Raw genomic sequence first — 23,276 nt, 5'->3', positions numbered from 1 at the left:
ACCTGCAACTACGTCAGAAGTTATATTTCACGCCCAGCATACCGCGGGTATCGCTGTAGCCTTTGTCGCCGATCTGTTGGGCCACGTTGCTCCACACGTTGAGGCGCGGAGTGATTTGCCCTTCTACACCGACTTTCAGCTCGCCGATGTTCTTCGTGCCGCGCATATCGTTGTTCACATCATCCATCTTCACGCGAGTCGTCTGCGTGTTGTGGATCCAGTTGGCTTCGACAAACGGCTGGAATTCGCGAGATTTACCGTCGTCGATGGCGTTGTGACCGTTGATAAAGGCTTTCACACCCAGGCGGGTCATCAGGTTGCCATCGGTGTCATCCTTCACGCGGGTACCGTTCACTTCGCGATGACTGTCGGCCTGCACGTCCATCCACACCACTTGCGCTTTCGGTTGCAGCCAGTAACTGTTGCGCTCGTTTTCACCCAGTTTGAAGCTATAACCCGCTTCAACAGAAGCAGTTACCCCGCTGGATTTGTATTTCTCTGTCGCCTGCTCCTGGCCCATCACTTTGTTATCAAACCAGTTGTACAGCATCCAGGTGTCTACGTAAGTGCCGGTCTTGTCTGCGTCATTGGCATACCAGGTGCCGTACAGCCCTACGCTGTAACCGGTGACCTGACCACGTGAATGGTAGCCAGTCAGGCTGGACTGCGTGCGGTTCTGGCTGTTGGCGTAACCTGCCATTGCGCCGATGTGCCAACGGTCAAGGCCGTCTCTACTCCACTGCGCCAAATCGCCGCCTAACTGCAGCACATAGCTGTTGCTTTGGGTTTTCAACTGCCCGCTACCGTCTTTAAAGCGGGTATGCGCCCCGACGTTACGCATCCACATACTGGTGACTTTTTTCTCGCCCGTCAGCATGTCGATGTACTGCGTCTCTCCCAGACGATCGTGCAGTCGGGTCATAAACAGCGTGTTTGCGGCGTAGTTATTCGCCAGATAACTACCCGCTTCCGGACGATACTGCTGCTCGGTGACCGGAGGTGCGACAGGTATTTCCGGTTCAGGGATTATCGGGTCAACAGGATCTACCGGGTCTGGATCGACAGGACCGGGGTCAATAGGATCAACCGGATCCGGGTCGATGGGATCTACCGGGTCCGGGTCTTCCGGATCCGGCGGAGCTGGAATAAAGCTGGTCAGATACCAGTTGCTGCCCTTTTGCACCAGGTTATAGTCGTACGCACCGGCAACAATACGACCCGCTTTCTCAAAAGTACCGTCAGAATTACCGGCCACTTCGATAATCTCAATACCTTCAACAGTCTGCGCCCCGGTTCCGCCAATGTTGTTCACTGCCACAAACGCGTTACCCGTGGTGTTGCCGAGCACTTTCAGCTTGTCGGTTTCGGAGGCATCGTCATTCAGGACGGTATTGAAAACCAGTTTGCCGCCGTTGCCGATGAAATCTTCATTAATGGTAAGCGTCTGCCACGGTTCGCCGTCAGCATGCCCAAAGTTCACCACTGACCCGCCGTTCAGCGTCAGGTCGGTGAGCGTTGAGCTGTTGGTCATATTCCAGGTCGCATCGCTCATTTGCAGCGAGATAACCCCCGTTCCTGCCGTGACGCTGGTGATGTATGACGCCCCACTCCACAGCGAGTTGTCGGTCATGTTGAGCGTAATGGTACTGTTTTGCTGCGGCAGGCTGCTGGTTGCAGCAGTCGCGCCAGCGGCATGAAGATCGCCGTCGATAAGGAAGCGCCCGCCAGCGGAGCCATCTACGGAGCCGCCCGTTTCGGTGCTGATAGCATAACTTTCATTGCTGTGATTGCCCGCCATGGTAATGGCAGCACCGCCAGCCAGATTTATTGCCCCGCGTGAAGTCGCATACAGGCCGCGTGGCGCTTTGCTGTTGTATGACGCTGCTTTCGCCGAATTGTTTACGTTGATCGTCGCGTTTTCACCGAGATTCACCGTCGCATTGGTGGAATAGACCGCATGGGCGCTGGCGCCGCTCACCGAAATGGTAGCGTTATTGCCCAGTTCGGTTTTGGACGATGTAGCGGCGTAGACCCCTATTGAGGAAGTGCCCGATGTCTCAATAGTGGCATCATTACCAAGGCGGATCGAGGACCCACTCTGCCCGGTGCGAAGACCTTCTGAACTGTCACCTATCGTCACAATGTGTGCCCGGTCACCGACGACAATCGTATTTTTGGCCTGCGTGGCATCTTTCATTGCGTTTGCAGTGATACCACGCCCCTGATTACCGGTGGTTTGAATATACAGATCGTCGCCAACATAAATGTTGGCTGAACCTTTCCAACCCTGGCTATAGGAGTTGTAACCGGCGTTAATACCGTCACCATCCTGACCGTCCACATAAATGCTGGTGCGATCTCCGGTGATGATAAAGACCGGGTTATCCGGCGTATTAGCCCCGTGCGTGCGAATACCGTCAACATCTTTACCATTGTTGGCGGCATTCTTCGACTGCGTGCGGATCGTCAGGTCGTCACCAAAAATAACGCCCGGGCTACCCGTCGCGCTATTCTGAATAACGGTAATGGAGTGTTCGAAGGCTTCTGCTCCTGGTCCATTGAGCGTTAACCCATGACCATAAACGGGAATAGTGCCGGCACTCCACTGATAAACATAATTCGGTGTAGCGCTGGTTTTAGCGAAATTGGCATTCGCCTGTGGAGGAAATAAAGCCTGCAACTCCGGAGAAAGGCTGCTCACCAGTCCACTGGAAGGCAGACTGTCAATATCAATCCAGGCCGCGTGGGTTGAAAATACCATTGACGTTAACGCGGTCGATACCGCGATAGCAATGCGTGAATAATGCTTAGGTTTTTTCATAATAGCCTCCTGCTTTCGGGCGTAGGGCGTCCACCACATCGCGATGATGTGGAAATAATAAAAATGAGAATCAGCTATAAAATGTTAGAGAGTATTTTATGAATACTCAGGCCTAACTTATCTTCAAGTCGAAGTTTGTAGACATATATTCTCTTAACATCAATATTATCTATTCTGGTGATTTGCTGAATACTTATCCCTGAAATAAATCGCTTGAGTAATATCATTTCCGTATAATTTAATGAACGCCCACGTTTGCTGTTGGCGAGATGCCCCCGGAATAAGCGACGTATTTTCTGATGTTGAACTTCATCACTATCATTGGAATAAATAATCCCTTGAATTTTATTGCTTTTCGATAACCAGTAATTGGCTAACGGTGCCAGGATCCGGTCCGCTATCAATACGATATGCATACCACTCTGCGTCAGGCGATCCACCCATTGCGGGTCGGTGAACAAGCGCAAGTTCGGGAATGAAAAATCGATAAAAATAAATCCATGGGATAAATGGTTATGATTATTAAGTAAAAGTTTTTCAATAATACCTTTTTTCAAATAATCATTACCCTCTGGCCAGACAGCAAAAGCGGCTCGGTGGCAATACTGTGCACGTACGGCAGCATCCGGAAATAATTCACAGGATAATTCACAGCTTATGCAACGAACACTCTGTAGCGGCTTTCTCTTCATCAACTATGCCCCTGTTATTTTCCATAAATATTTCATCGGTAAATAAATGTGTCAATCCGACACGTGGTGAAATCCGTTTCTGCTAATAACAGTCGAGTGGTGAACTTGTTATAAAATCCTATAGAAAAACAATCTCCACCTGTAAATGTCGTTATGTTGATAAGTATTACGAAGCTTTCTCTCAGACTAACAGCCAATATATTAGGAGTTTTATACACAAATCCAGACATCACGATAGACGTAAATACAGCACTATTTGCTAAAACAAAACCTTACAAAATGATTTTAGTAAATCTCAAGATTCCTAAAAACCAGAAACCTTTGTGATGTTATGGGATAAATATAATAACTAATCAGATAAACCTGTAATTAATTCTCATTATTTAACCTTAGTTAATTACCACCTAAGATATCATCAACATAACTCATTGTATTAAAAGGATTTAATAGTTGCACACAAAATTCTTATCTTTGATCAAGTACAAAGGTAGAGGCGTCTTATCCATTTCGATGTAATATTAAATGGGTATGTTAATGCAACATATGAGACATTTTCGTTACTAAGGGGCGGGCATTGTACCTTATCAACCAGTTGGTCGAATTTAATCCTGATAACAAAAGCCTGGTCAATCGACAGACAGGACGAACAATTCAACTGCAACTCCCTGCCTCGCTCTGTTTTCTCTATTTAATTACTCACGCAAGTGACATTGTTTCTCAGAACACGCTGCTCAAAGTAGGTTGGGGAGAAAGAAACAATGTGACCACAACCAATACTTTTTACCAGGCAATTTTGACGTTGCGCAATGCACTGGCGGATGTCGGATTGCCCCGTGATACCGTCAAAACTATTTCCCGGCGTGGACTCAGATTAAATGAGAATACGCATGTGGAGACGATCACACATTCCCAAATCGAGCCCCCCTTAGCACCATTTATTAAGGAAAACAAGGTTCCAGAGGTAATACCCTCTCCACCGCAAGTAGCAACGTCGACTCCCTGGTGGAACATTTTCTTAACCACCGGAGTGATTATTACTACTCTGATTATCTGGCTGGTGTGGTATCAGACTCGCCCTGTCATGCCGTTTAGTAAATTCGTGTCGGTTTCTATGCAAATTCCCTCACAGGAAAACTGTAAAATTTATTACTCACCGAATGAACACAATCTGGAAAGCTATTTCAGCCTGATGCAATCGCATCCCGATCTTTGTGAAGATAATAAACATGTATTTCTTTCAGGTTACCGTAAGGCACAAAGGATGGTGGCCTTTGTATGCGATAAGGATGCGCGGATAGATGTTCACGCGTTTTGTTCTACTCATTATTACTGGATGCGCGGGAAATGAACAAAATACACAATCTTATCTTGCTGGCGATCGGGGTGGTATTGATGCTGGGTTCAGGAGCCTGGTTATGGTATTCACGCTACGCCGACAGACCGTTGAACTGCGTCGGTAACGTGGAGTGGAACATTGGCAGCAACCGCTTTACCGGTACGGTGTCGTACCGACTGTACGACCATCAGGGACTGGCAACCTTAACCGGAAAACTGTACGGACGTCACGTCACAGGTATTAGCAGAAACATCTATTTTACCTATACCCAGCACCACGACGCGCGCGTGCTGCAGTCGACGCAACTGGTAAAAACCTTCTCGGACTCTGCCGATAAAGACGATATCAACGAGACTTTGCCCAGTTTTTATCGCGAAACCGGACAGCGTCTGAGTCTGGTCATGGAGGAGTATAAAGGGGCGTGGATAGTAGCGACTTCCACTGTTCCTTCGCTGTACTGCCGCAAAAGGTAATGTCATATCCAGATACAAAAAGCGCCCCCTCTCGTTGGAATTCATATATTCCATCATCAACTTACGCGACATGGGTCACTGAATCCTCTAATAACCCATTGCTATTCTTCATCCCGAATCAGGAAACATCCTGAATATCACGATATCTATTGCGTAATAATTAAGCGAAATGGGCGTTTTATTTTGCCCAGAAGACTTCAATCTACGGATGGATATTTAGAGAAGGCGTGGGCAGGGGCGTTTATCTCTCTCGCGAGCAATGTCTGAGGGTTCAGACGTTATCGCATTTCAGGAAACGGTATGTTTCCGGTGTATTTTTGGCGTACATATGAGGGATACGTAATGTTTACTTTTAAAAAGTGCCTGATTGCACTTTCTATAAATTTAGCCGTTGTTTCATCAGGTTTTGCTTGTACGACCCTGCTGGTCGGTAATGAAGCATCAGCGGACGGCTCCATGCTGGTAGCACGTAGCGCTGACAGCGATGCCCTGAAAGCGCAGCATTTTGTCATTCACCCGGCAAAACAGAATCAGACCGGGGTATACAGCACCAAAGCACATAACGGCGCGAATGACTTTACCTGGCCGCTACCCAAAAACTCGCTGCGTTATACCACTGTTCCAAACTGGAAAACCCAGTTGCACGGCGCGACCGGATTTAACGAACTGGGCGTCGGTGTGAGCGGTACAGAATCTATTTTTGCCTCACCAAAAGCGCTGGCCGCCGACCCGTATGTTGAGGATAAGGGGATTACCGAAGACGATATCCCGGATATTCTGCTGTCGCAAAGTAAAACCGCGCGTGAAGCCGTGGCGCTGCTGGGCCATATCGTTGAGACCGTCGGTGCGGGTGAAGGCTTTGGCGTTGCCGTCGTCGATGATAACGAGATCTGGTACCTCGAAACCGGCAGCGGCCACCAGTGGATGGCACAACGCCTGCCGAATAACCAGTATTTTGCCACCGGCAATCAGGGCCGTTTACAGGATTACGATCCGAAAAACCCTGACATGATGGCGTCAAAAAACCTGATTCAATTTGCGACCGAAAAAGGTCTGTACGAACCTGCAAAAGACGGTAAATTCAACTTCTCCAAAGCCTATACCCGTGATGACGAACGTGACCGTACGTATAACGACCCTCGCGTATGGACCATCCAGAAAGAGTTCAATCCTTCCGTAAACCAGGATATGGCCAAAGGACGTGAATTCCCGGTCTTCATGACGCCAGAGAAGAAAATGACGCTGGACGATGTGAAGGCCGTACTGCGTAACCATTACGAAGGCACCAGCCATGATCCCTACACCAACGGTCTGAACGGTAAAGAGCCATGGCGTCCGATCAGCGTCTTCCGCACCTATGAGGCGCACGTTATGCAGGTTCGCCCGTGGTTGCCAAAAGAAATTGGTGAAACGACCTATATTGGTCTGGGTATGGCCGACCTCACCGCCTTTGTTCCGTACTACAGCGGCCTGAAAGCGTATCCGGCTAATTACACGATGGGTAGCGATAAAGCGGACGATCAATCCATTTACTGGAAATACCGTAAATTACAGACGCTGACCATGACCGATTATCCGAAGCTCGCGCCAATCGTCAAAAAGGCCTACAAAGCGTGGGAAGACAAAGTAGCGAAGGAGCAAAAAGAGGTCGAAGCAGAGTATCTGAAGATGGCGAAAACCGATAAACCTGCCGCCGATAAGATGCTGAATGACTTCAACCTTCGCATCATGGCTGACGCCGAGAAGCTGACGGAAGATCTGACTAATCAGCTGTTTACCATCCGCACTAAAGACATTCAGTCTGATATTTTCTTTGCCAACGCAGCGAAAAAAGACTGAGTAACGACACGATAATATCCTGGCACAAAGTCAACATCAGAACTTTGTGCCAGCAGTATACTTACATTTCTTTCCAGGGTAGTTGATCAAGAACCGGGCTTCTAAGATGCGAGTTGGCCCAGCAGGCGGCCTGTGTTCGGTTATTCACAGAGATTTTTTTAAAAATATTATAAATATGCGTTCTCACTGTATTTTCACTGATAAAAAATGCGTTAGCAATTTCAACATTTGATGCCCCTTTCGACAACTCAGTCAGAATTTCATATTCTCTTTCGGTTAAACCTCCGTTGTCACTATCGGATGGCGTGAGGTTTATATTTTTTTGCGGCGGTGACAGTGAGCGTGGTGGACGAGAGGTTTTACGCCCCTCTTTAAGAAGCGTTAATAAATGTTCAATAGAGCAATTATTTGGTACGATTGACTCAAAATTTGGCCATAGCATGTTCTCATAGAGCGGGAGCGAACGCAGGCAATTAATAATATAAACACGCAAACCACATGCGCTTTCATTAAGTAATTTTGACCAGATATTTTTTAATTTACGACTAGATGCCTGAATATCATAGAGGATGATACTTTCCTCAGCGATAAAAGACATATCCGGTCTGCTAATGTTAACAAAATCAACCAGTATATCGCTTTGCTTATTGAGATAATCCAGCAACAGCTGCGTCTGTATTGATTGGTTACTAATCAGTATTATCTTACTGTCCATGTTAAGCATATGTGGCCTTCATTCAAATGAGGATTGACAATATTCCCTATTGTTATTGCATGGAAAACCAATAACAAGTCATTACTTAAGATTAAAGATAATCTGATTGAATTATGGAAATTTAGCTAATTGTGCAATACGATCATTCGCTTTTTCCGAATACAAAGTTCGATTTTTGTTTGCGACTTTTTGAAAATTTCAAAAGTGACAACTTAACATATTGTATTTTATATGTTTTAACATCACCCGTTGAGTTAAGAAGTATCTTAACCTCAATCATCTTACAGATGATAACAATTCATTAAGGCTCATATTTAACGATCATTGTTAATATCATAGGATGAGTGAAATACGTCCAATCTACGATGTACAACAATAATTTATCTAACATAATTGATAGCGGGCGACAGCCTTATAGGGCGCAAGACAAAATGTGCCCGGACAATGTTACTGATAATAGGGACGATCTATCTCTCAATGAGGAACGCATTATGAGTAAACTATCAATTATTACTTTAATTAGCTGTGCCATCGTAATTCCTTCCGCCATGGCAGATTTCGGACATGGCCCTAACCCGGGTCCAAAAGGGAAAGTTAACTTCACCGGTCACGTTTATGCCAATTCGTGCATAATTGAAACCGGAGATCAAGATAAACAGGTAAAATTAAACCCGGTTCTCAATACATTAGTTAACAAATCTCATGCAACACAACTCCAATCATTCAGTATTAGAGTGAAAAATTGTTATATTAATGAAAACGCAACTCCAAAGTTATCCTGGAATGGTAATTCCCATTTAACTAAAGAGGGATATCTCAAAAATATGACAAGTAGTGGAGACAAAAATGTAGCGCTAGTTATCACGGATAATAAACAAAACAGTATTGATCTGAATAAAAACAGCAACCGATTTGGTCCTGAGAAAGGTTATCTCCGACATGACAATGGTAGCCAAATTTTAACTTATAAATTCAATGTAGGTTACATTATATCGAAAGATAATAATTCATCATACGTTAAGCCGGGTCCTGTAAGCGCCCAGGCAAACTATAGCATTACTTATCTCTAAATACACAATGCTATAGCCTTCTGCGCTATAGCATTTATTTTAATAGAGGTCTCATGAAAATCTTTATTTATTTATTAGCTCTATTTTCGCTCTCGACTGCGCACGCAAACAATATCATTGTTAATGGTACCCGATTTATTTACGCTGAGGATTCTGCGGAAATAACGATACAAATGACCAATACAGGAAAATCCCCTTCGCTGGCCCAGATATGGTTAGATGAAGGAGACCCAGAAAAATTACCAGAAGAAATTACCACTCCATTTATTATTTCCCCGCCCATTGCTCGCATTGACGCAGGTAATGGGCAATCACTCAGAATAAAAAAAGTCGCTGATAAACATATTGTCGCTACTGACAGAGAGTCTATGTGGTGGCTAAACATACTGGACATTCCTGCCGTAGATAAGAATAACATCACGGAAAATTCAGCCATGCTCAATTTGGCTATTCGCTCGCGCTTCAAATTTTTCTGGCGACCCAGTGGGTTAGGTGACCGTCAGAATGCGGAAAGCAAGGTACAAATTCTGGCAAACCAACGAGACATAACACTGGTAAACCCTACCCCGTTCTTCATCACTGTTGCAGATGTTGTGACGTCATCAGGCCATGGACTCATAAACGAGGGTGTCTTGATCGCCCCGAAAAGCAAAACCACTCTCAGTGCAAAACAACAAATTAGCCGGGGCGAGTCTGTTGTTTTACAAGCAATTACTGATTACGGCGGAATTGTGGAACACAAAACAACCGTTAATTAATAAAAAGGGATAAAAGGAATTAACAATGGGTTTATGTAAAAGGATCCTCACCATACCCTGTTTCGTTATTTTTCATGGTTCATTATTTTCAGTTGGACTTCACGCAGAAGACAGGTCTCGCTACGAGTTTGATAATGCCATCTTGATGGGCAATGCTTCGCTTAACGATTTACAATCATTCAATGCCGCTGGTTTATTACCAGGAACATATATTGTAGATATTTATATTAATGATAGTTGGCGCGGACGTCGTGAGCTCTCATTCAAAAAAGATAATCATGGAGAGTTAGTCAGTTGTTACTCTGAAGCCTTCCTCACAGGTATGGGTATTAACCCAGGGAAAATGAATCAAACGCTGGCACACCAACCAAAGGAGTGCCAACGTCTGGCTGATTGGGATACCAGCGGTAAAACAACTGAGAAGCTCAATACCAGCCAACTTGAACTGCACATCACCGTCCCCCAGGCCTATCTCGACAATATAGAAACTAATTATATCCAACCTGAATTATGGCAACCGGGAGTTCCGGCGATTAATTTCGGCTACAACGCAGATTATTACAGTACTCAGCAACGCGGTAGCAATCGCTCAAGTACGGACAGCGCCTGGCTGGGAATGGATATCCGCAGCTCCGCTGGCGGGTGGCTAATTGAACATTTTGGTAGCCAAAATTGGGACAGCAAAATGGGCAGCCATTACACGAATAATCGTACAACGCTAAAGCGGCCAATCACTAGTTGGAAATCCATGTTCAGCGCTGGCAAGTTCTATACTGACAGCCAGATGTTCGACAGTATTGCTATTCTTGGGATGGGGTTGGCTTCTGAGGATTTAATGCGCCCGGACAGCACGCTAAATTGGGCGCCAATCATTCGTGGCGTAGCAGAGACCAACGCCCGCATCACCGTTACCCAGGATGGCCAAACTATTCATCAGTCTTCGGTTCCAGCTGGGCCATTCTCGATTGAATCAGTGTTGCCCGCGAATACTGGCGGCGAATTGCTGGTCACGATTCAGGAATCAGACGGACGTATCCGCCGTTTTACCGTTCCATACTCTTCAGTACCACAACTACTAAAACCCGGCGTTTCGCGCTATGGCATCACCCTTGGGACCGTCAATGAAGATAATTATGATAAAGATCCGTTTGCCGCACAGGCCTACTGGCAGTATGGCCTGAACAACTATTTAACGTTGTATACGGGGGCATCCGGATTCGAGCGCTATCAGTCAGCCCTCATCGGTAGCGGGCTCAATTCCCAGCTTGGCGCATTCGCCCTTGATGTCACCCAATCTCGCCTGAATCTTGAGGACGATCGCCAGCAAGGACAACAATATCGTCTGACATGGAATCGAACTCTCCCTTGGTCAGAAACCTCGCTCTGGCTGGAAGCTAAATACAGTTCACATCACTTTTACGGTCAACGCGATGCGCTGGATGCCCTGGATACACAAGCATCCGTCAACCAATACCTCTCATTACGCGAAAAGCAGTCGTTTAGCGCCAGTATTAATCAGCCGTTATCCGACACCTGGGGCTCATTCTATTTATCTGGCTCTCTTAAGAAATTCTGGGATCAACAGGATAACTATCGCCAGTATGCCGTGGGTTATACCAATGCCTGGGGCAACTTGACCTGGAGCATATCCGCCCAGCGTTTCTGGAATGAGGATCAACAGGGCTCCGTCACCAAAGACGACCAAATCATGCTCTCATTCAGCTATTTCCTGCCCCGGGATAACGCCGGTTTTACACAAATCTCCTCTGATAGCTACAGCAATAACGGCAAAGCGAGCAATACACGCCTCGGCTTCACGACGTCGTCTGATGAAGAAAATAATATCGTTTGGGGCGTAAATACTGGCTATGCCCGTGGTGGTGATGTGGAATGGGGGACAAACGGCATGATACGTACGCCTTATACCTCTCTGAGCGGAACGTGGAGCCAGAGCAACTCATGGCACCAGGTCAGCGGGGGAATGAGTGGAATGCTGGTTGGCCACTCGGGGGGAATAACGTTCTCTCCAGAGCGCTCAGATACCGTCGCATTAGTCCATGCGCCTGATGCGCATGGCGCGCATCTTGATGGTGTGCCTGGAACCCGCTTCGATAAAAATGGCTACGCTATTCTGCCCTGGCTTCGTCCATGGCGCGTAAACGACGTCACTATCGATCCAAAAGGTTCAACTGAAGGCCTGAATTTTACCAAAACCCAGGCCAAGATTGCGCCGTATGAAGGTAATGTCATTCCAGTCACTTTTGAAACGATACTAAGAAAACAGAATATTATTTATCCTCGTCTGCAGGGTCAGCAGAAAATGCCATTCGGCGCCATCATCCGCGACAAAGCTAATAATCATGTCGGCTACGTTGGGCAAGGTGGTGCGCTTTATATTGATGAAACTACCTCACCAGAAGTGTTCGTTTCACTGGAAACGGGGAAATGCACGATCGTGTTAAAAAATCAGGAGGCCACATGTCAATAATACGTGTCGTTCTAATTCTGGGGTGTGTAATGGGCATTCATCAGACAGCCAGTGCTGCATGTACCCTGAACACACAAAAGATTATCTTGTCACCGGAAATCGTTAACGATAAACAGTCAATCCAGTCCGGAGGGGTTATTCAGACGCGCACACTTTCCCTACAGAATATTCAGTCGTCAGGTTGTAATGACAGCCATCCTTTTTCTGCCCAGATTATTGGGGATCTGTCCGCAATGAAACAGCCCGGTATTATGCGTAGCAATGTGAGCGGTATTGGCATTAAAGTCACCCTGGAAACCTCAACCGGACGAAAGATCCAGTGGCCATCAGATTTTAAAGCGACGGCAGATGAGTTCAGAAACAGCAAAATTAATATTGAGCTAATCAAGCTGGATAATCAGCTTGCGGCCGGGTCTGCTGCGGGTGCGATCAACCTGCAAATCAGAAGTGCCACTCAATCGTTGCCCGTGGTGGATATTATTGTGCCGGCAAAATATATTACTATGCTCAACCGGTCATGCACGATCAAAGGTAACCGTACAATCAACGTAAAACTCCCCAGTGTAGCACTTGAGCAGTTTAGCGGCCTTGGCAGCACTGCAGGAAGAAAACCATTTACTATCGACCTTTTTTGTAAAAGTGATTTTACAACACCTTCTCAGATTATTCTAAGCTGGAGCGGCATAGAGAATAATCACAGCAGTAATAGTGGTGTACTACAGAATATCCACCCCAAAGGTGCGGTTGGCATAGGTATTCAGGTTTTGGATCAACAACAAAGAGTTATCAACTTAAAAAATACCACGTATATCCATTTAGCGCATCAGAATAATGGAAACCACTCTATCCCGTTTTATGCACAATATTATCAAACAACTAACAAAGTTAGTCCTGGAATTGTGCGCTCAGTCTTGTATTTCAATGCTGAATACCAATAATCGTTCCTAATTTAGGCGTACTGCGAAGTCTTTGCTCCACGTAAGTGGAGCTTTTTTACATTACATATCAATGGGAATGTAATGTTCACAGGTAATTGTTTTATTGTTAATATCTTCTTGATTATATTTAAATATTTCAATATCATAACCTGTTTTTCTTTTTAATTTACTCTCTGGCAGTATTTTCAAATAAATATATCTTGAATAGAATGGATAGTCCTTTTTCTTAAACCGGAATGAAAAACAGGCATAAACCCCCGAAGGACAGTCATAACGATTATAGATATTTGGCGAATGATGCGTTTTATTGCCAATGATACTCTTTACTTTCAATCGCATCATTGAGTTTGGATTGGAAGAGAAATCGGTTAATGCCCACACATTTTGTTTTGAACTGGTAAGTTGCTCAAATATCAAATTTAATCGATGCAGATGCGAATCACTGGCGGGTGGGATTGGTGTATCATAGTTATACTGAAATCCGTAAACGGTATCAGCAGGCAAGGTACGAAGTTGTAATTCGCTGACAACAACATCACAGCGCTGTACAAATGATAGTAATGGTGCGAGATCCCAACTGGAATTTTTCCGATATTCTGTGGGAGTATAACCTGTTAGTTTTTTAAATTCACGACAGAAAGATTGCTGGGAATCGAATCCTACCCGCACTGAAATATCAATAATATCCATATGGGTAAGACGTAACAAGTTTGCCGCTTTGGTTACGCGTCGCTTACGAATATACAGCCCCACGGGCATATTAATTCGTTGTTTTAAAACACTCTGAATATGCCTTCGACTATATCCAGAAAACCGTGAAATATCATCAATATCGATGCCCGAAACAAAATTATCTTCTATATAATACAACACATCATTTATAGTCTTTGACTTCAATGTCCCCTCTCCTACCCAATAACAATAAAAACCGTAATAACAAAAATCGTCAGTCCATTTAACAATTAGGTAAAGAAATAGTTATATAGTAGAGTGATTATTTCTTATATCGTAGCAACAGCATGTCGTCAAATCTATTTTGATAAATATACAATTCATTTAACCAATGACCGGGAATTTATTAACCAGCATATTATAAATTCCTCATTAATTAAAAGAATAATATTTATCGAGGTTACTATAATCAAGAGTAATTAGCATTAAACTGATCGGAGTTCCGATCAGTTTAATGCTAAAAATAGAGAGTAGCTATTATTTATGCGTATCGATAAAAAAATAATACGCCTTCAGTTAGACACTTCCTGGGGAAATGCTCAGCACCTCACACCGTGATTTCACTGCGTCGTGCAGCAAACGGACCGCCGTTGAAAGCTGCTGCCGATGCGGGCAAATCATATTCAGCGGGACTGTCTCTCCCTGATAATCCGGCATCAGCAGTTGTAATCGACCGTCACGAACATCCTCGCTGACATCCAGCCACGACTTGTACGCCACGCCCTCGCCGGCAATCGCCAGGCGCCGGATCACTTCCGCATCATCGCTCATAATGGTGCCGTTAACCTGCACGATGCTGACCTCACCGTTTCGCGTAAACGTCCAACGATCGTGCACGCGTCCACGTAATACGAAGGTCATGGCGTTAAGCTGCGCCAAGTCCCCCGGACTTTGCGGAGCACCGTTTTGCGTCACCCATTCCGGTGAGGCCACCAGCACGCGTCGGTTTCCAGGTGCAACAGGCAGTGCAACGTAAGACGCGTCCTCGTTGTTGCCATAGCGAAACGCAACATCGACGGGATCTTTAAAGACATCCGTCACCTGGTCGGAGAAAAATATCCGTAGTCGCAGCGCCGGATAGCGGCGTCGAAACGACTGAAACACTGGCAGCAGCAGGTTACGCCCGAGATCGGAAGGTACGGCAATTTGCAGCGTGCCCGAAACTTCATCTTCCGGGGTCTGTATTTTTTGCAGCCCAGCATGCATCACGTCCAGCATCTGGCGGGCATAGGGTAGCCAGACCTCGCCTTCCGGCGTGAGGCGCAGGCTGCGCGTGGAGCGGGCGAACAAACGGATAGCCAACGTCGACTCCAGGCGCTTGATGGCAGAGCTAACCTGAGCAGGCTGAACGCCGACTTCGCGCGCGGCATCGCTAAAACTATTCAGCGCCGCGGCGCGGACAAACAACGTGAGATCTTCAAGCCGGAACATTTTCACTCCCCGAGTATAAGTCCTGTCGCCGTGGAGCTATTTTTCCCGTTCTGCTGCCGCTTTACCATCGAATTATTCAACAGAGATAAGGTTTCTGAACCGGAGAGATTATGAAAGCCATCGCTATTACCCGCGCCGCGACCGACGGCAATAACATTGAATTTTTACAAGAGATTGACCTGCCCGTGCCGGTTGCCGCCGGGCACGATCTGCTGGTTGAAGTGAAGGCCATTTCCGTCAACCCCGTTGATACCAAGGTTCGCGAAGGTTTTAACGCTGATATCCCGCGCGTTCTGGGCTGGGATGCCGTGGGCGTGGTGAAATCCGTCGGTGAAGCAGTCACCCTGTTCTCACCGGGCGATGAAGTCTGGTACGCCGGTGCGCTGGGGCGTGCTGGCAGTAACAGTGAATTTCAGTTGGTTGATGAACGTATTACCGCGCTGAAACCGCAATCACTGGATAACGCTTCTGCGGCGGCGCTGCCGCTGACTGCGATCACCGCCTGGGAAATGCTGTTTGACCGTCTGGGGGTTGAGGAAAACGGCAATGAAAATGATGTGTTACTGATCGTTGGCGCAGCTGGCGGCGTCGGTTCTATCCTGACGCAACTGGCCAGTAAGCTGACCAGAATGACCGTCATCGGCACTGCATCACGTCCGCAAAGCCAGAAATGGGTACGTGATGCAGGCGCTCATCATGTCATTGACCACAGCAAGCCGCTGACGGATGAGCTGTTACGGATAGGGGTTAAGGAAGTGACGCACGTTGCCAGCCTGAACAATACCGAGCAGCATTATCAACAAATTATTGCCGCACTGGCACCACAGGGCAAACTGGCGCTGATTGACGACCCTGAATTCCTCGATGCCCGTCCGCTGAAGGCTAAAAGTATTTCGCTGCACTGGGAATTTATGTTTACCCGTTCGATGTTTACCACTCACGATATCATCGCGCAGCACCAGCTATTAACCCGTGTGGCGCAATTGATCGACGACAACACCCTCCGCACTACGCTGGGCGAGCATTTTGGCGCTATCAACGCGGCGAACCTGCAAAAAGCCCATGCGCAAATTGAAACTGGTCGTTCGGTCGGCAAGATTGTGCTGGAGGGGTTTTAACATGTCTGATTCAGAAGTGATTTCAATTATTGCGGTCTTGAAAGCCAAACCAGGGAAGATCGACGCACTGAAACAAGCGCTGCAGAACCTGCTGTTACCCACTCGCCGGGAGCCGGGCAATATTGAATATGCTCTGTTCCAGTTACGCGACACACCGGATGTATTCTACGTACGCGAATCCTGGCGCGGTCAGGCCAGTCTGGATGAACATATCACTCTGCCACATTTCCAGGCATTTATTCTGCAAATGAACGATCTACTCGCCGAACCGCTACGGCTGGATTATCTGACGCCGATTGCGCCATAAAATAACTGCCGAAGCCTCCCTACTGCGCGAGGGGGGCTGCACCAGTCATGTCTTACTGACTTCGATATCTCTGCTATGATGCCTGCACACAAATAAGACAAAACAACATGCAGAGGGAAAGATGAGTTCCACCAGAAGAGGGATGATGAACGTCCTGATTGCCGCCGTATTGTGGGGAAGTTCGGGCGTGTGTGCGCAGTACATCATGGAGCAAAGTCAGATGTCGTCACAATTTCTGACCATGACGCGCCTGATATTCGCCGGGCTGATTCTGCTGATGCTCTCTTTCGTTCACGGCGATAAAGTCTTCTCCATTATCAAAAACCGCAAAGATGCCATCAGTCTGCTGATTTTTTCCGTAGCCGGAGCGCTCACCGTACAACTCACCTTCCTGCTGACGATTGAAAAATCTAACGCCGCCACGGCAACGGTACTGCAATTTTTGTCACCGACCATTATCGTGGCGTGGTTTTCCGTGGTTCGCAAAGCACGACCGGGAATATTAGTGTTGACCGCGATTTTCACCTCGCTCATTGGCACCTTCTTACTGGTCACCCACGGTAACCCAACGTCGCTGTCTATTTCACCTGCCGCGCTGTTCTGGGGAATTGCTTCGGCGTTTGCCGCCGCGTTCTACACCACTTACCCCTCTACGCTTATCGCGCGCTACGGTACGCTGCCGATCGTCGGCTGGAGCATGTTGATAGGTGGCCTGATCCTGCTCCCGTTCTATGCCGGAGAGGGAACAAACTTCGTGGTTAATGGCAGTTTAATTCTGGCGTTTTTCTATCTGGTGGTCATCGGCACGTCACTCACGTTTAGCCTGTACCTGAAAGGCGCGCAGATGATTGGTGGGCCGAAGGCGAGCATTTTAAGCTGCGCGGAACCCTTGAGCAGCGCATTGCTGTCCCTGCTGCTGTTAGGCATTACATTTACCCTGCCTGACTGGCTGGGCACGCTTTTGATCCTCTCATCGGTCGTACTGATCTCAATGGACTCACGTCGCCGCGCCAGAGCGGTTTAATCCCAATCGGCGCGGCAACAGGTCACGATTACCAGCCCGGAACCGCGCCGCCGTTAAAGATAGTTTCTGCCGCCTTTGCCACTTCCGGTGACTGATAAGATTGCAGGAATTCCTTCACATTCTCGGCATCTTTATTGTCTTCTCGCGCCACCAGGATGTTCACGTACGGTGAGTTTTTGTCTTCGATAAATACACTGTCATGTACCGGAGAAAGTCCGGTTTGCTGGATGTAGGTGGTACTGATAATCGCTACATCCACTTTCTGATCGTCCAATACGCGCGGCAACTGCGCGCCTTCCAGTTCCATAATTTTCAGATGTCGCGGATTATCAGTAATATCCAGCGCTGTGGGTAGCAAGCCTGTATTTGCTTTCAGCGTAATTAACTTCTCTTTTTGCAGCAGCAACAGCGCCCGCCCGAGGTTAGTAGGATCGTTAGGTATCGCAATCGTCGCACCATCTTTAAGCTCCGCAACGGTTTTGATTTTCTTCGAATAACCGGCCATCGGGAACACAAAGGTATTGCCCACCGCAACCAGCTTATAGTCGTGTGCTTTATTATCTTGTTCGAGGAACGGACGATGCTGGAAGACGTTGGCATCCAGCTCACCCTGATTGGTGGCATCGTTGGGCAGCAAAGAACCGCTAAACCCAATTAACTCCACCTCCAGGCCATATTTTTCTTTAGCAACTCTCTTCGCGACCTCCGCCACATCCTGCTCTGCGCCGTTAATCACCCCCACTTTGATATGCTTTGCATCACTGCTCTGCTGATCGCATCCTGCCAGCAATAATCCTGCCAGTAATACCGCCGTCCCAGCCCTGAAATAAGGTATCTTCAACTTCACGTTTTATCCTTTAGTAATAACCGCCTGATGAGTAATGAAATGACTATAGCGGCAAGGCCGCTGCGGTTTAAAAAACGAAAAAGCATCAGCAAGAAGAAAAAAGAATAAAGCAGACATATGTACAAAAATGCCCGGTGGCACCTAACGCTTACCGGGCATTTATTGTGTGCCATCCGGCGATAGCAACATCACACCAGGGTTTTGACTATCTCCATCAATCTGGCGACATCTTCAGGCCGGGTATTGCCGGTTTGCGAGTCGATAATCGAGCTGTACACATGCGGCATGACCCGCGGTACGCCCGCCTCAAGACAAGTTCGCAGGATAATGCCGAAGTTATCCAGATCGATACCGCCGGTCGGCTCAATCAACGTCATGCCGTTGCGCGCCGCGGTCGTCGCCAGCGCGTAAAGCTCAGGCAACGATTTCTCACCGCCCATCGGGAAGAACTTCGCCGCATGCGCGCCAGAGTCCAGCATCATGCGCACTGCCGCATCACAAGAAACGCGGGCCGGCGTACCCCGACTGCTGCTGACGCCAGTGGAGATCAGCACCTCGCCAGGCGTTCCGGTCGGGCTGACCAGGGCGTTGATGTGGGTCTGCTCGCCACCCGTTGCAGCCAGCGCGCCTGCCGCAAAACCACAACCGGTAAAAGTCTGGTTGACGTGTGCCGGATGGACCTGTGAGGCAATCATTGCCGCTTTGTAATACTGCGCCGGATCGCCCGCCCCCAGCCCTACGGAAATTGACGGCACTTCAGCCATCCAGCGCTTCACTTCCACAACGCCTTCCTCAACCGAGGCAAACTGCGCGGAAAGGATGCCGATCGCCGCATGGCCTTCGGCGGCGTCATAGATTTCCCGGGCGTTGGCGATATCTTTTGCCAGCACGTTAATGGCCACTTTATTACGATAAAAATTAATGTGCTGCATGTTCTGCAATCTCCTTTAATCGCGCCACGATCAGCGCCATTTCCCCTTCTGCGACCGTACGCGGGTCGAGACTAAAGACACCCTGGTGAAGGTTATAACGACGCGCGTAAATCGCGATATCGCCCCCGCGCAGCTGTGCTTCTACGGCGTAGGCATCCAGCCCCAACTCCTGTGCATTAACCTGAATACGAACCCGCCAGATGGCGCGCCCGGCTTCGTCCTGCTCAATATCCGCCTTCAATCCGTGAATCGCTGAAATCGCCTGCGCCACAGGTTGCAGTTCTTCAGCGGTGACCACGGTTTGCCCCTGATGATAGTTTTCCAGGGCATACACCAGCCCGACCATATTCTCTTTGCCGATCTTCATCGCCCGGGCAATACCGTGGTGCTGCGCTTTACACGCGGCTATCCACTGTTTCTTTCCGGTGATAAACCCGGAGGTCGGCGCGTTAAAGGCTTTTGCCCCGCTGTAGATCACCATATCCGCCCCGCTCGCCACCCAGGCGTGTAAGTCTTCCTCGGCGGCGGCATCAACAATCAGCGGCAGGTTGTGAACCTGCGCAACCTGCACGAAGTCCGCAATGTCTAACATACCTTTCTGCACGCAGTGATGAGATTTCACATACAGTAGCGCGGCGGTGTTGTCGGTAATCGCACTCTCCAGCTGCCAGCGGGCCGCCAGATTACTTGAGCCAACCTCCACCACGCGTCCGCCGCCCAGGCGAATCGCACTGGTGATGGGCGCCCCGTAATCCACGTTATGTCCACGCAGCATAACCACTTCATTGGCCATACCTGCGCTATCTGGCATCAACGTGACTCGCGCCTGATCACCGCGGGTAATGGCAGCGGCAACGGCAATCGCAATACCCGCCGAGGCGCACGAAGTAACATAGCTGTCCTCCGCGCCGGTGTAGCGGGAAACCAATTGACCGGTACGGTCCACCAGCCGGTCAATTTCAACAAAGGCCGCAGCTGCCCGCGCGGTGGCTTGCATCACCTCCGGCGCGACGCTGGAAACGCCAAGAATCGTCATCTTGCCGCAGGCGTTAATCACCTGTTTTAGCCCCAGTTGTTGATAGATATTCTGTGTCATGGCTTACAACACTCCCAGCAGCGAACAGACCACGCTGAGCGCGACAATTGACAGCAAAATCGTGGTGTAACGCGGCCCTTTCTTCACCAGATAGAAGTAAATGGCGAACACCGCCGCCAGCGGCAACAGGCCGGGGGCAATAGAGTCGAGGATTTGCTGGACCACCACTTCAGAGCCTTTCAGGGCACTGAGTTTTAACGGTGTGGTGATCTTGACGTAGCTTGCCGACAGCGCGCCCATCATGATCAGGCCCAACACGTTCGCGCCGTAGATCAGTTCCTTAATTCGCCCTCCCTGCAGCAGACCGATAATCGAGTCACGCCCCAGCGTGTACCCTTTGTGCACCATACCGTAGCTGATTGCTAACGTAATGGCCGGGTAGAGGATTAACGGTACAATTCCGCCCATCGCGCTGCCATTGGCGGCAAATGGGATGAAAATGGCAATCAACAGCGGCATCACGGCGGCCCAGATGATCGAATCTCCCATCCCGGCCAGCGGCCCCATCAAACCCGTTTTTATCCCGGTGATGGATGTGTCGCTGATCGGCTCACCGCGCGTTTTTTGCTCCTCCATCGCAATGGAGATCCCCTGAATTACCGCCCCGAACGTCTGCTCTGAGTTGAAGAAGTTCAGATGGCGTTTCAGCGCTTCTACCTGTTCCTCTTTTTGCGGGTAAAGCTTTTTGATGATCGGCGTCATCGAGGCGCAGAAAATCAGGCTTTGCAAACGCTCATAGGAGCTGGAAACTTCCGCGCCCAGCCAGTAGATAAACCAGGCTTTGGTGATATCGGCTTTGGTCAGCGTGCCGCTTTCACGCGCACGCTCCACCAGTTCGTGTTGCATTACGTCGCTGCTCATCATGCTGCTCCTTCATTTTTTGCCAGACCTTTAATCAGGAAGGCCACGCAGGTTCCAAAGATTGCCATCGCCATGATGTCCACCTTCAGGTACAGCACCGCGAAGAATCCGCCGATAAACCACGGCAGCAAGCTCTTTTTACCGATCACCATAATGGTGATGGCGAAGCCCAGCGCTGGCAGAATGCCCCCCATAATTTCAAAAGAGTGCGTCAGCCAGTGCGGCATCAGCTTAAGGAAGCTTTCCACCACGTCCTGACCAAAATAGTTGGCGGCAAAAACCACCGGGAAACGTAGTACCAGGCCAAGCAACGCCGGGTAGAGGAACGCACAGCGCATAATGCCCGCCATGTTGGCCGTTTCCGCATGCTTGTCGGCCATATGCACCCAGGCCGCGTTTAACGTGCGGCGCAGCTGGTCGAGAAACACGCCGATGACGCCAAACGGGATCGCCAGCGCGATAGCCAGGTTCGGGTCCATTCCGGCCTTCACGGCGATAGGAATTGAAATACAGGCGGCCAGCGCCGGATCCGACGGGACGTTACCGCCCGGCGTGGAGGTCACGCCGAGGTAAACCAGCTGCATACCTGCGCCAATGATCATCGCCGTTTCCATATTGCCTAACAGCAGGCCAACGAATACGGCAATGACCACCGGTTGCAGCAGCATAGCGGAGAAGGTGTAGCCAAGGCGTAAGCGGGCAAACCAGTAATACAACCCCATCAGGCTTGCAAAGACTAAAGTATCCATAATTAGTTACCCTGTTATCAAAGAGTTAGAATTTTTTCAGGATATCGTCCAGCGACTGCGGCTTATCCTCCGGGATGGTCTGGAAGAACACCTGAATCCCACGATTTTTCAGGTCGCTCAGAATGCCGACGTCTTTTTCATCCAGCGTAATGTTCTGGAATACCGCTTTGCGGTTTGGCCCACCGCCCAGCCCACCGACCTGAATGGTAGTGACGTCAAACCCCAACTGGACCGCTTCCTGAACCGCCGCCAGAGAAGGGAACAGCACCAGCACTTTGCCGTCACCAAGCTGGTTTTCTTTCCAGGCGGCCGCAAAACTTTGGTTACCGAAACAATCCACTTTGATGTTCGGCGGCGCGGCCATCAGGTAGATGTTTTTCATAAACGGATCGGCATCCAGTTCATCGCTGACCACCGCAATCCGGTTGGCCTGAGATTGTCCAACCCACTTGGTCACCACTTGTCCATGAATCAGACGGCTATCGATACGACATAAGACGATGTTTGCCATGATGTTTATTCCTTATTGTGATTGTTGTAATTGACGCACGTGGGCAACAACGTCCAGGCAACTGCTACGCCCGGCTTCGACCAGTTCAGCCACGCAGCGGGTCAACTGGCCATGCTCGCGTTTGTCGAGCGCCTCCAGTAGCAAAGAGGCATTGAGCCCGGAAATCACTGCTACCGGGTAATCGGCACTCAGCCGCGCCGCCACGTTAGAAGTGGTGCCGCCAATAAAATCAGTCAGGATCAGTGAACCTTCCGGCATCGTTTTCACCACGACTTCAACGCGCTGGTAAAACTCGCCGAGCGTATCAACGGGCATCAGCGCAATTTCCATCACGCCTTTGATTTCACCCATCACCATGCGCAGGCTGTTGCAAAGCTGTTGCCCCCAGCCGCCATGGGTCAGCAGCAGGATCTGGGGCAAGGATTCAGTGGTAGTCAAAATGGCCTCCTGGCTCGATTACATAGACATAGGTAAACAGAGCAAAGGCTGTGCCAGAATTTGTGTCACGCGGGGAGGAGAGGAGCGCTGGCGAGGCAGA

General features: G+C 48.7%; 22 protein-coding genes. 10 read left to right on the top strand and 12 right to left on the bottom strand.

Annotation, left to right across the window (positions count from 1 at the left end):
- Positions 1–13 precede the first annotated feature (13 nt).
- Entirely contained in the window at positions 14–2,821 is a 2,808-nt protein-coding gene (misL, locus tag On2M_RS00350; RefSeq protein ID WP_210904094.1) for an intestinal colonization autotransporter adhesin MisL, read from the bottom strand.
- Positions 2,822–2,895: 74 nt separating this feature from the next.
- A complete protein-coding gene (locus tag On2M_RS00345; RefSeq protein ID WP_151217063.1) occupies positions 2,896–3,513 on the bottom strand; it encodes a helix-turn-helix transcriptional regulator in 618 nt (205 codons plus the stop codon).
- 574 nt (positions 3,514–4,087) lie between these two features.
- Between On2M_RS00345 and On2M_RS00340 the strand changes: the two genes are divergently transcribed.
- The 3 genes from On2M_RS00340 to On2M_RS00330 all read left to right on the top strand — a co-directional run bounded on the left by On2M_RS00340 (position 4,088) and on the right by On2M_RS00330 (position 7,161).
- Complete coding sequence (locus tag On2M_RS00340; protein ID WP_151224017.1) at positions 4,088–4,861, top strand: winged helix-turn-helix domain-containing protein; 774 nt, start codon at positions 4,088–4,090, stop codon at positions 4,859–4,861.
- Positions 4,858–5,322: a hypothetical protein gene (locus On2M_RS00335; protein ID WP_151217068.1), complete on the top strand. Its 465-nt coding sequence runs from the start codon at positions 4,858–4,860 to the stop codon at positions 5,320–5,322. The genes On2M_RS00340 and On2M_RS00335 overlap by 4 nt, the downstream gene beginning before the upstream one ends.
- A 342-nt stretch (positions 5,323–5,664) precedes the next feature.
- On the top strand, positions 5,665–7,161 hold the full coding sequence (locus tag On2M_RS00330; protein ID WP_187253895.1) for a C69 family dipeptidase: 1,497 nt from the start codon (positions 5,665–5,667) through the stop codon (positions 7,159–7,161).
- Between the two features lie 61 nt (positions 7,162–7,222).
- Here the strand turns inward: On2M_RS00330 and On2M_RS00325 are convergent, their stop codons facing one another.
- Positions 7,223–7,885: a LuxR C-terminal-related transcriptional regulator gene (locus tag On2M_RS00325; RefSeq protein ID WP_187253896.1), complete on the bottom strand. Its 663-nt coding sequence runs from the start codon at positions 7,883–7,885 to the stop codon at positions 7,223–7,225.
- A gap of 482 nt (positions 7,886–8,367) precedes the next feature.
- On the opposite strand from On2M_RS00325, the gene On2M_RS00320 reads away from it, so the two are divergent.
- The 4 genes from On2M_RS00320 to On2M_RS00305 are packed head-to-tail and all read left to right on the top strand — an operon-like array spanning position 8,368 to position 13,130.
- Positions 8,368–8,946 carry a fimbrial protein gene (locus tag On2M_RS00320; RefSeq protein ID WP_210904092.1) on the top strand — a complete coding sequence of 193 codons (579 nt, stop codon included), beginning with the start codon at positions 8,368–8,370 and terminating at the stop codon, positions 8,944–8,946.
- Between the two features lie 53 nt (positions 8,947–8,999).
- Entirely contained in the window at positions 9,000–9,704 is a 705-nt protein-coding gene (locus tag On2M_RS00315) for a molecular chaperone (protein WP_210904090.1), read from the top strand.
- A 25-nt stretch (positions 9,705–9,729) separates the two neighbouring features.
- The gene (locus On2M_RS00310) at positions 9,730–12,192 is read left to right on the top strand and encodes a fimbria/pilus outer membrane usher protein (protein ID WP_210904088.1); all 2,463 of its coding nucleotides are present in this window, start codon (positions 9,730–9,732) and stop codon (positions 12,190–12,192) included.
- Positions 12,183–13,130, top strand: coding sequence for a fimbrial protein (locus On2M_RS00305; RefSeq protein WP_210904086.1), 948 nt, complete (start codon positions 12,183–12,185; stop codon positions 13,128–13,130). Before On2M_RS00310 ends, On2M_RS00305 begins: the two co-directional genes overlap by 10 nt.
- Positions 13,131–13,190: 60 nt before the next feature.
- On the opposite strand, the gene On2M_RS00300 is transcribed toward On2M_RS00305, so the two are convergent.
- Together On2M_RS00300 and On2M_RS00295 are read right to left on the bottom strand one after the other, a co-directional pair.
- Positions 13,191–14,027 carry a helix-turn-helix domain-containing protein gene (locus On2M_RS00300; protein WP_151224020.1) on the bottom strand — a complete coding sequence of 279 codons (837 nt, stop codon included), beginning with the start codon at positions 14,025–14,027 and terminating at the stop codon, positions 13,191–13,193.
- A 351-nt stretch (positions 14,028–14,378) separates the two neighbouring features.
- A complete protein-coding gene (locus On2M_RS00295; protein ID WP_210904084.1) occupies positions 14,379–15,293 on the bottom strand; it encodes a LysR family transcriptional regulator in 915 nt (304 codons plus the stop codon).
- 110 nt (positions 15,294–15,403) lie between these two features.
- Between On2M_RS00295 and On2M_RS00290 the strand changes: the two genes are divergently transcribed.
- From On2M_RS00290 to On2M_RS00280, 3 genes are all read left to right on the top strand, one after another.
- Entirely contained in the window at positions 15,404–16,411 is a 1,008-nt protein-coding gene (locus On2M_RS00290) for a zinc-binding alcohol dehydrogenase family protein (RefSeq protein ID WP_187253901.1), read from the top strand.
- A 1-nt stretch (position 16,412) separates the two neighbouring features.
- A complete protein-coding gene (locus On2M_RS00285; protein ID WP_151217080.1) occupies positions 16,413–16,718 on the top strand; it encodes a putative quinol monooxygenase in 306 nt (101 codons plus the stop codon).
- Between the two features lie 121 nt (positions 16,719–16,839).
- On the top strand, positions 16,840–17,742 hold the full coding sequence (locus tag On2M_RS00280) for a carboxylate/amino acid/amine transporter (protein WP_187253902.1): 903 nt from the start codon (positions 16,840–16,842) through the stop codon (positions 17,740–17,742).
- 28 nt (positions 17,743–17,770) lie between these two features.
- Here On2M_RS00280 and nlpA read toward each other — a convergent pair whose 3' ends face one another.
- From nlpA to On2M_RS00245, 7 genes are all read right to left on the bottom strand, one after another.
- Positions 17,771–18,589, bottom strand: a complete 819-nt coding sequence (gene nlpA / locus On2M_RS00275) for a lipoprotein NlpA (RefSeq protein WP_151217081.1) — start codon at positions 18,587–18,589, stop codon at positions 17,771–17,773.
- Between the two features lie 188 nt (positions 18,590–18,777).
- Complete coding sequence (locus tag On2M_RS00270) at positions 18,778–19,521, bottom strand: 2-dehydro-3-deoxy-phosphogluconate aldolase (protein ID WP_151217083.1); 744 nt, start codon at positions 19,519–19,521, stop codon at positions 18,778–18,780.
- Positions 19,508–20,617, bottom strand: a complete 1,110-nt coding sequence (dgaE, locus tag On2M_RS00265; protein ID WP_151217085.1) for a D-glucosaminate-6-phosphate ammonia lyase — start codon at positions 20,615–20,617, stop codon at positions 19,508–19,510. Before dgaE ends, On2M_RS00270 begins: the two co-directional genes overlap by 14 nt.
- Before the next feature lie 3 nt (positions 20,618–20,620).
- Complete coding sequence (locus tag On2M_RS00260; RefSeq protein WP_210904083.1) at positions 20,621–21,481, bottom strand: PTS system mannose/fructose/sorbose family transporter subunit IID; 861 nt, start codon at positions 21,479–21,481, stop codon at positions 20,621–20,623.
- On the bottom strand, positions 21,478–22,227 hold the full coding sequence (locus On2M_RS00255) for a PTS sugar transporter subunit IIC (RefSeq protein ID WP_003023960.1): 750 nt from the start codon (positions 22,225–22,227) through the stop codon (positions 21,478–21,480). Before On2M_RS00255 ends, On2M_RS00260 begins: the two co-directional genes overlap by 4 nt.
- 25 nt (positions 22,228–22,252) lie before the next feature.
- Positions 22,253–22,738, bottom strand: coding sequence for a PTS system mannose/fructose/N-acetylgalactosamine-transporter subunit IIB (locus On2M_RS00250; protein ID WP_003023959.1), 486 nt, complete (start codon positions 22,736–22,738; stop codon positions 22,253–22,255).
- A 12-nt stretch (positions 22,739–22,750) separates the two neighbouring features.
- Positions 22,751–23,176: a PTS sugar transporter subunit IIA gene (locus On2M_RS00245; protein ID WP_151217087.1), complete on the bottom strand. Its 426-nt coding sequence runs from the start codon at positions 23,174–23,176 to the stop codon at positions 22,751–22,753.
- Between the last annotated feature and the right edge of the window lie 100 nt (positions 23,177–23,276).

The sequence above is a fragment of the Citrobacter sp. On2M genome, from assembly GCF_018035235.1.
Taxonomy (GTDB): domain Bacteria; phylum Pseudomonadota; class Gammaproteobacteria; order Enterobacterales; family Enterobacteriaceae; genus Citrobacter; species Citrobacter meridianamericanus.
The sequence above is the reverse complement of the archived record's forward strand: the minus strand, read 5'-3'. Positions and strand labels throughout refer to the sequence as shown.

What these genes read in the sequence shown, in the direction of transcription:
- misL (WP_210904094.1), bottom strand. Translation starts at nt 2,821, where the DNA reads ATGAAAAAACCTAAGCATTATTCACGCATTGCTATCGCGGTATCGACC.
- On2M_RS00325 (WP_187253896.1), bottom strand. Translation starts at nt 7,885, where the DNA reads ATGCTTAACATGGACAGTAAGATAATACTGATTAGTAACCAATCAATA.
- On2M_RS00290 (WP_187253901.1), top strand. Translation starts at nt 15,404, where the DNA reads ATGAAAGCCATCGCTATTACCCGCGCCGCGACCGACGGCAATAACATT.
- On2M_RS00320 (WP_210904092.1), top strand. Translation starts at nt 8,368, where the DNA reads ATGAGTAAACTATCAATTATTACTTTAATTAGCTGTGCCATCGTAATT.
- On2M_RS00285 (WP_151217080.1), top strand. Translation starts at nt 16,413, where the DNA reads ATGTCTGATTCAGAAGTGATTTCAATTATTGCGGTCTTGAAAGCCAAA.
- On2M_RS00270 (WP_151217083.1), bottom strand. Translation starts at nt 19,521, where the DNA reads ATGCAGCACATTAATTTTTATCGTAATAAAGTGGCCATTAACGTGCTG.
- On2M_RS00260 (WP_210904083.1), bottom strand. Translation starts at nt 21,481, where the DNA reads ATGATGAGCAGCGACGTAATGCAACACGAACTGGTGGAGCGTGCGCGT.
- On2M_RS00280 (WP_187253902.1), top strand. Translation starts at nt 16,840, where the DNA reads ATGAGTTCCACCAGAAGAGGGATGATGAACGTCCTGATTGCCGCCGTA.
- dgaE (WP_151217085.1), bottom strand. Translation starts at nt 20,617, where the DNA reads ATGACACAGAATATCTATCAACAACTGGGGCTAAAACAGGTGATTAAC.
- On2M_RS00330 (WP_187253895.1), top strand. Translation starts at nt 5,665, where the DNA reads ATGTTTACTTTTAAAAAGTGCCTGATTGCACTTTCTATAAATTTAGCC.
- On2M_RS00335 (WP_151217068.1), top strand. Translation starts at nt 4,858, where the DNA reads ATGAACAAAATACACAATCTTATCTTGCTGGCGATCGGGGTGGTATTG.
- On2M_RS00295 (WP_210904084.1), bottom strand. Translation starts at nt 15,293, where the DNA reads ATGTTCCGGCTTGAAGATCTCACGTTGTTTGTCCGCGCCGCGGCGCTG.
- On2M_RS00305 (WP_210904086.1), top strand. Translation starts at nt 12,183, where the DNA reads ATGTCAATAATACGTGTCGTTCTAATTCTGGGGTGTGTAATGGGCATT.
- On2M_RS00255 (WP_003023960.1), bottom strand. Translation starts at nt 22,227, where the DNA reads ATGGATACTTTAGTCTTTGCAAGCCTGATGGGGTTGTATTACTGGTTT.
- On2M_RS00250 (WP_003023959.1), bottom strand. Translation starts at nt 22,738, where the DNA reads ATGGCAAACATCGTCTTATGTCGTATCGATAGCCGTCTGATTCATGGA.
- On2M_RS00315 (WP_210904090.1), top strand. Translation starts at nt 9,000, where the DNA reads ATGAAAATCTTTATTTATTTATTAGCTCTATTTTCGCTCTCGACTGCG.
- On2M_RS00345 (WP_151217063.1), bottom strand. Translation starts at nt 3,513, where the DNA reads ATGAAGAGAAAGCCGCTACAGAGTGTTCGTTGCATAAGCTGTGAATTA.
- On2M_RS00310 (WP_210904088.1), top strand. Translation starts at nt 9,730, where the DNA reads ATGGGTTTATGTAAAAGGATCCTCACCATACCCTGTTTCGTTATTTTT.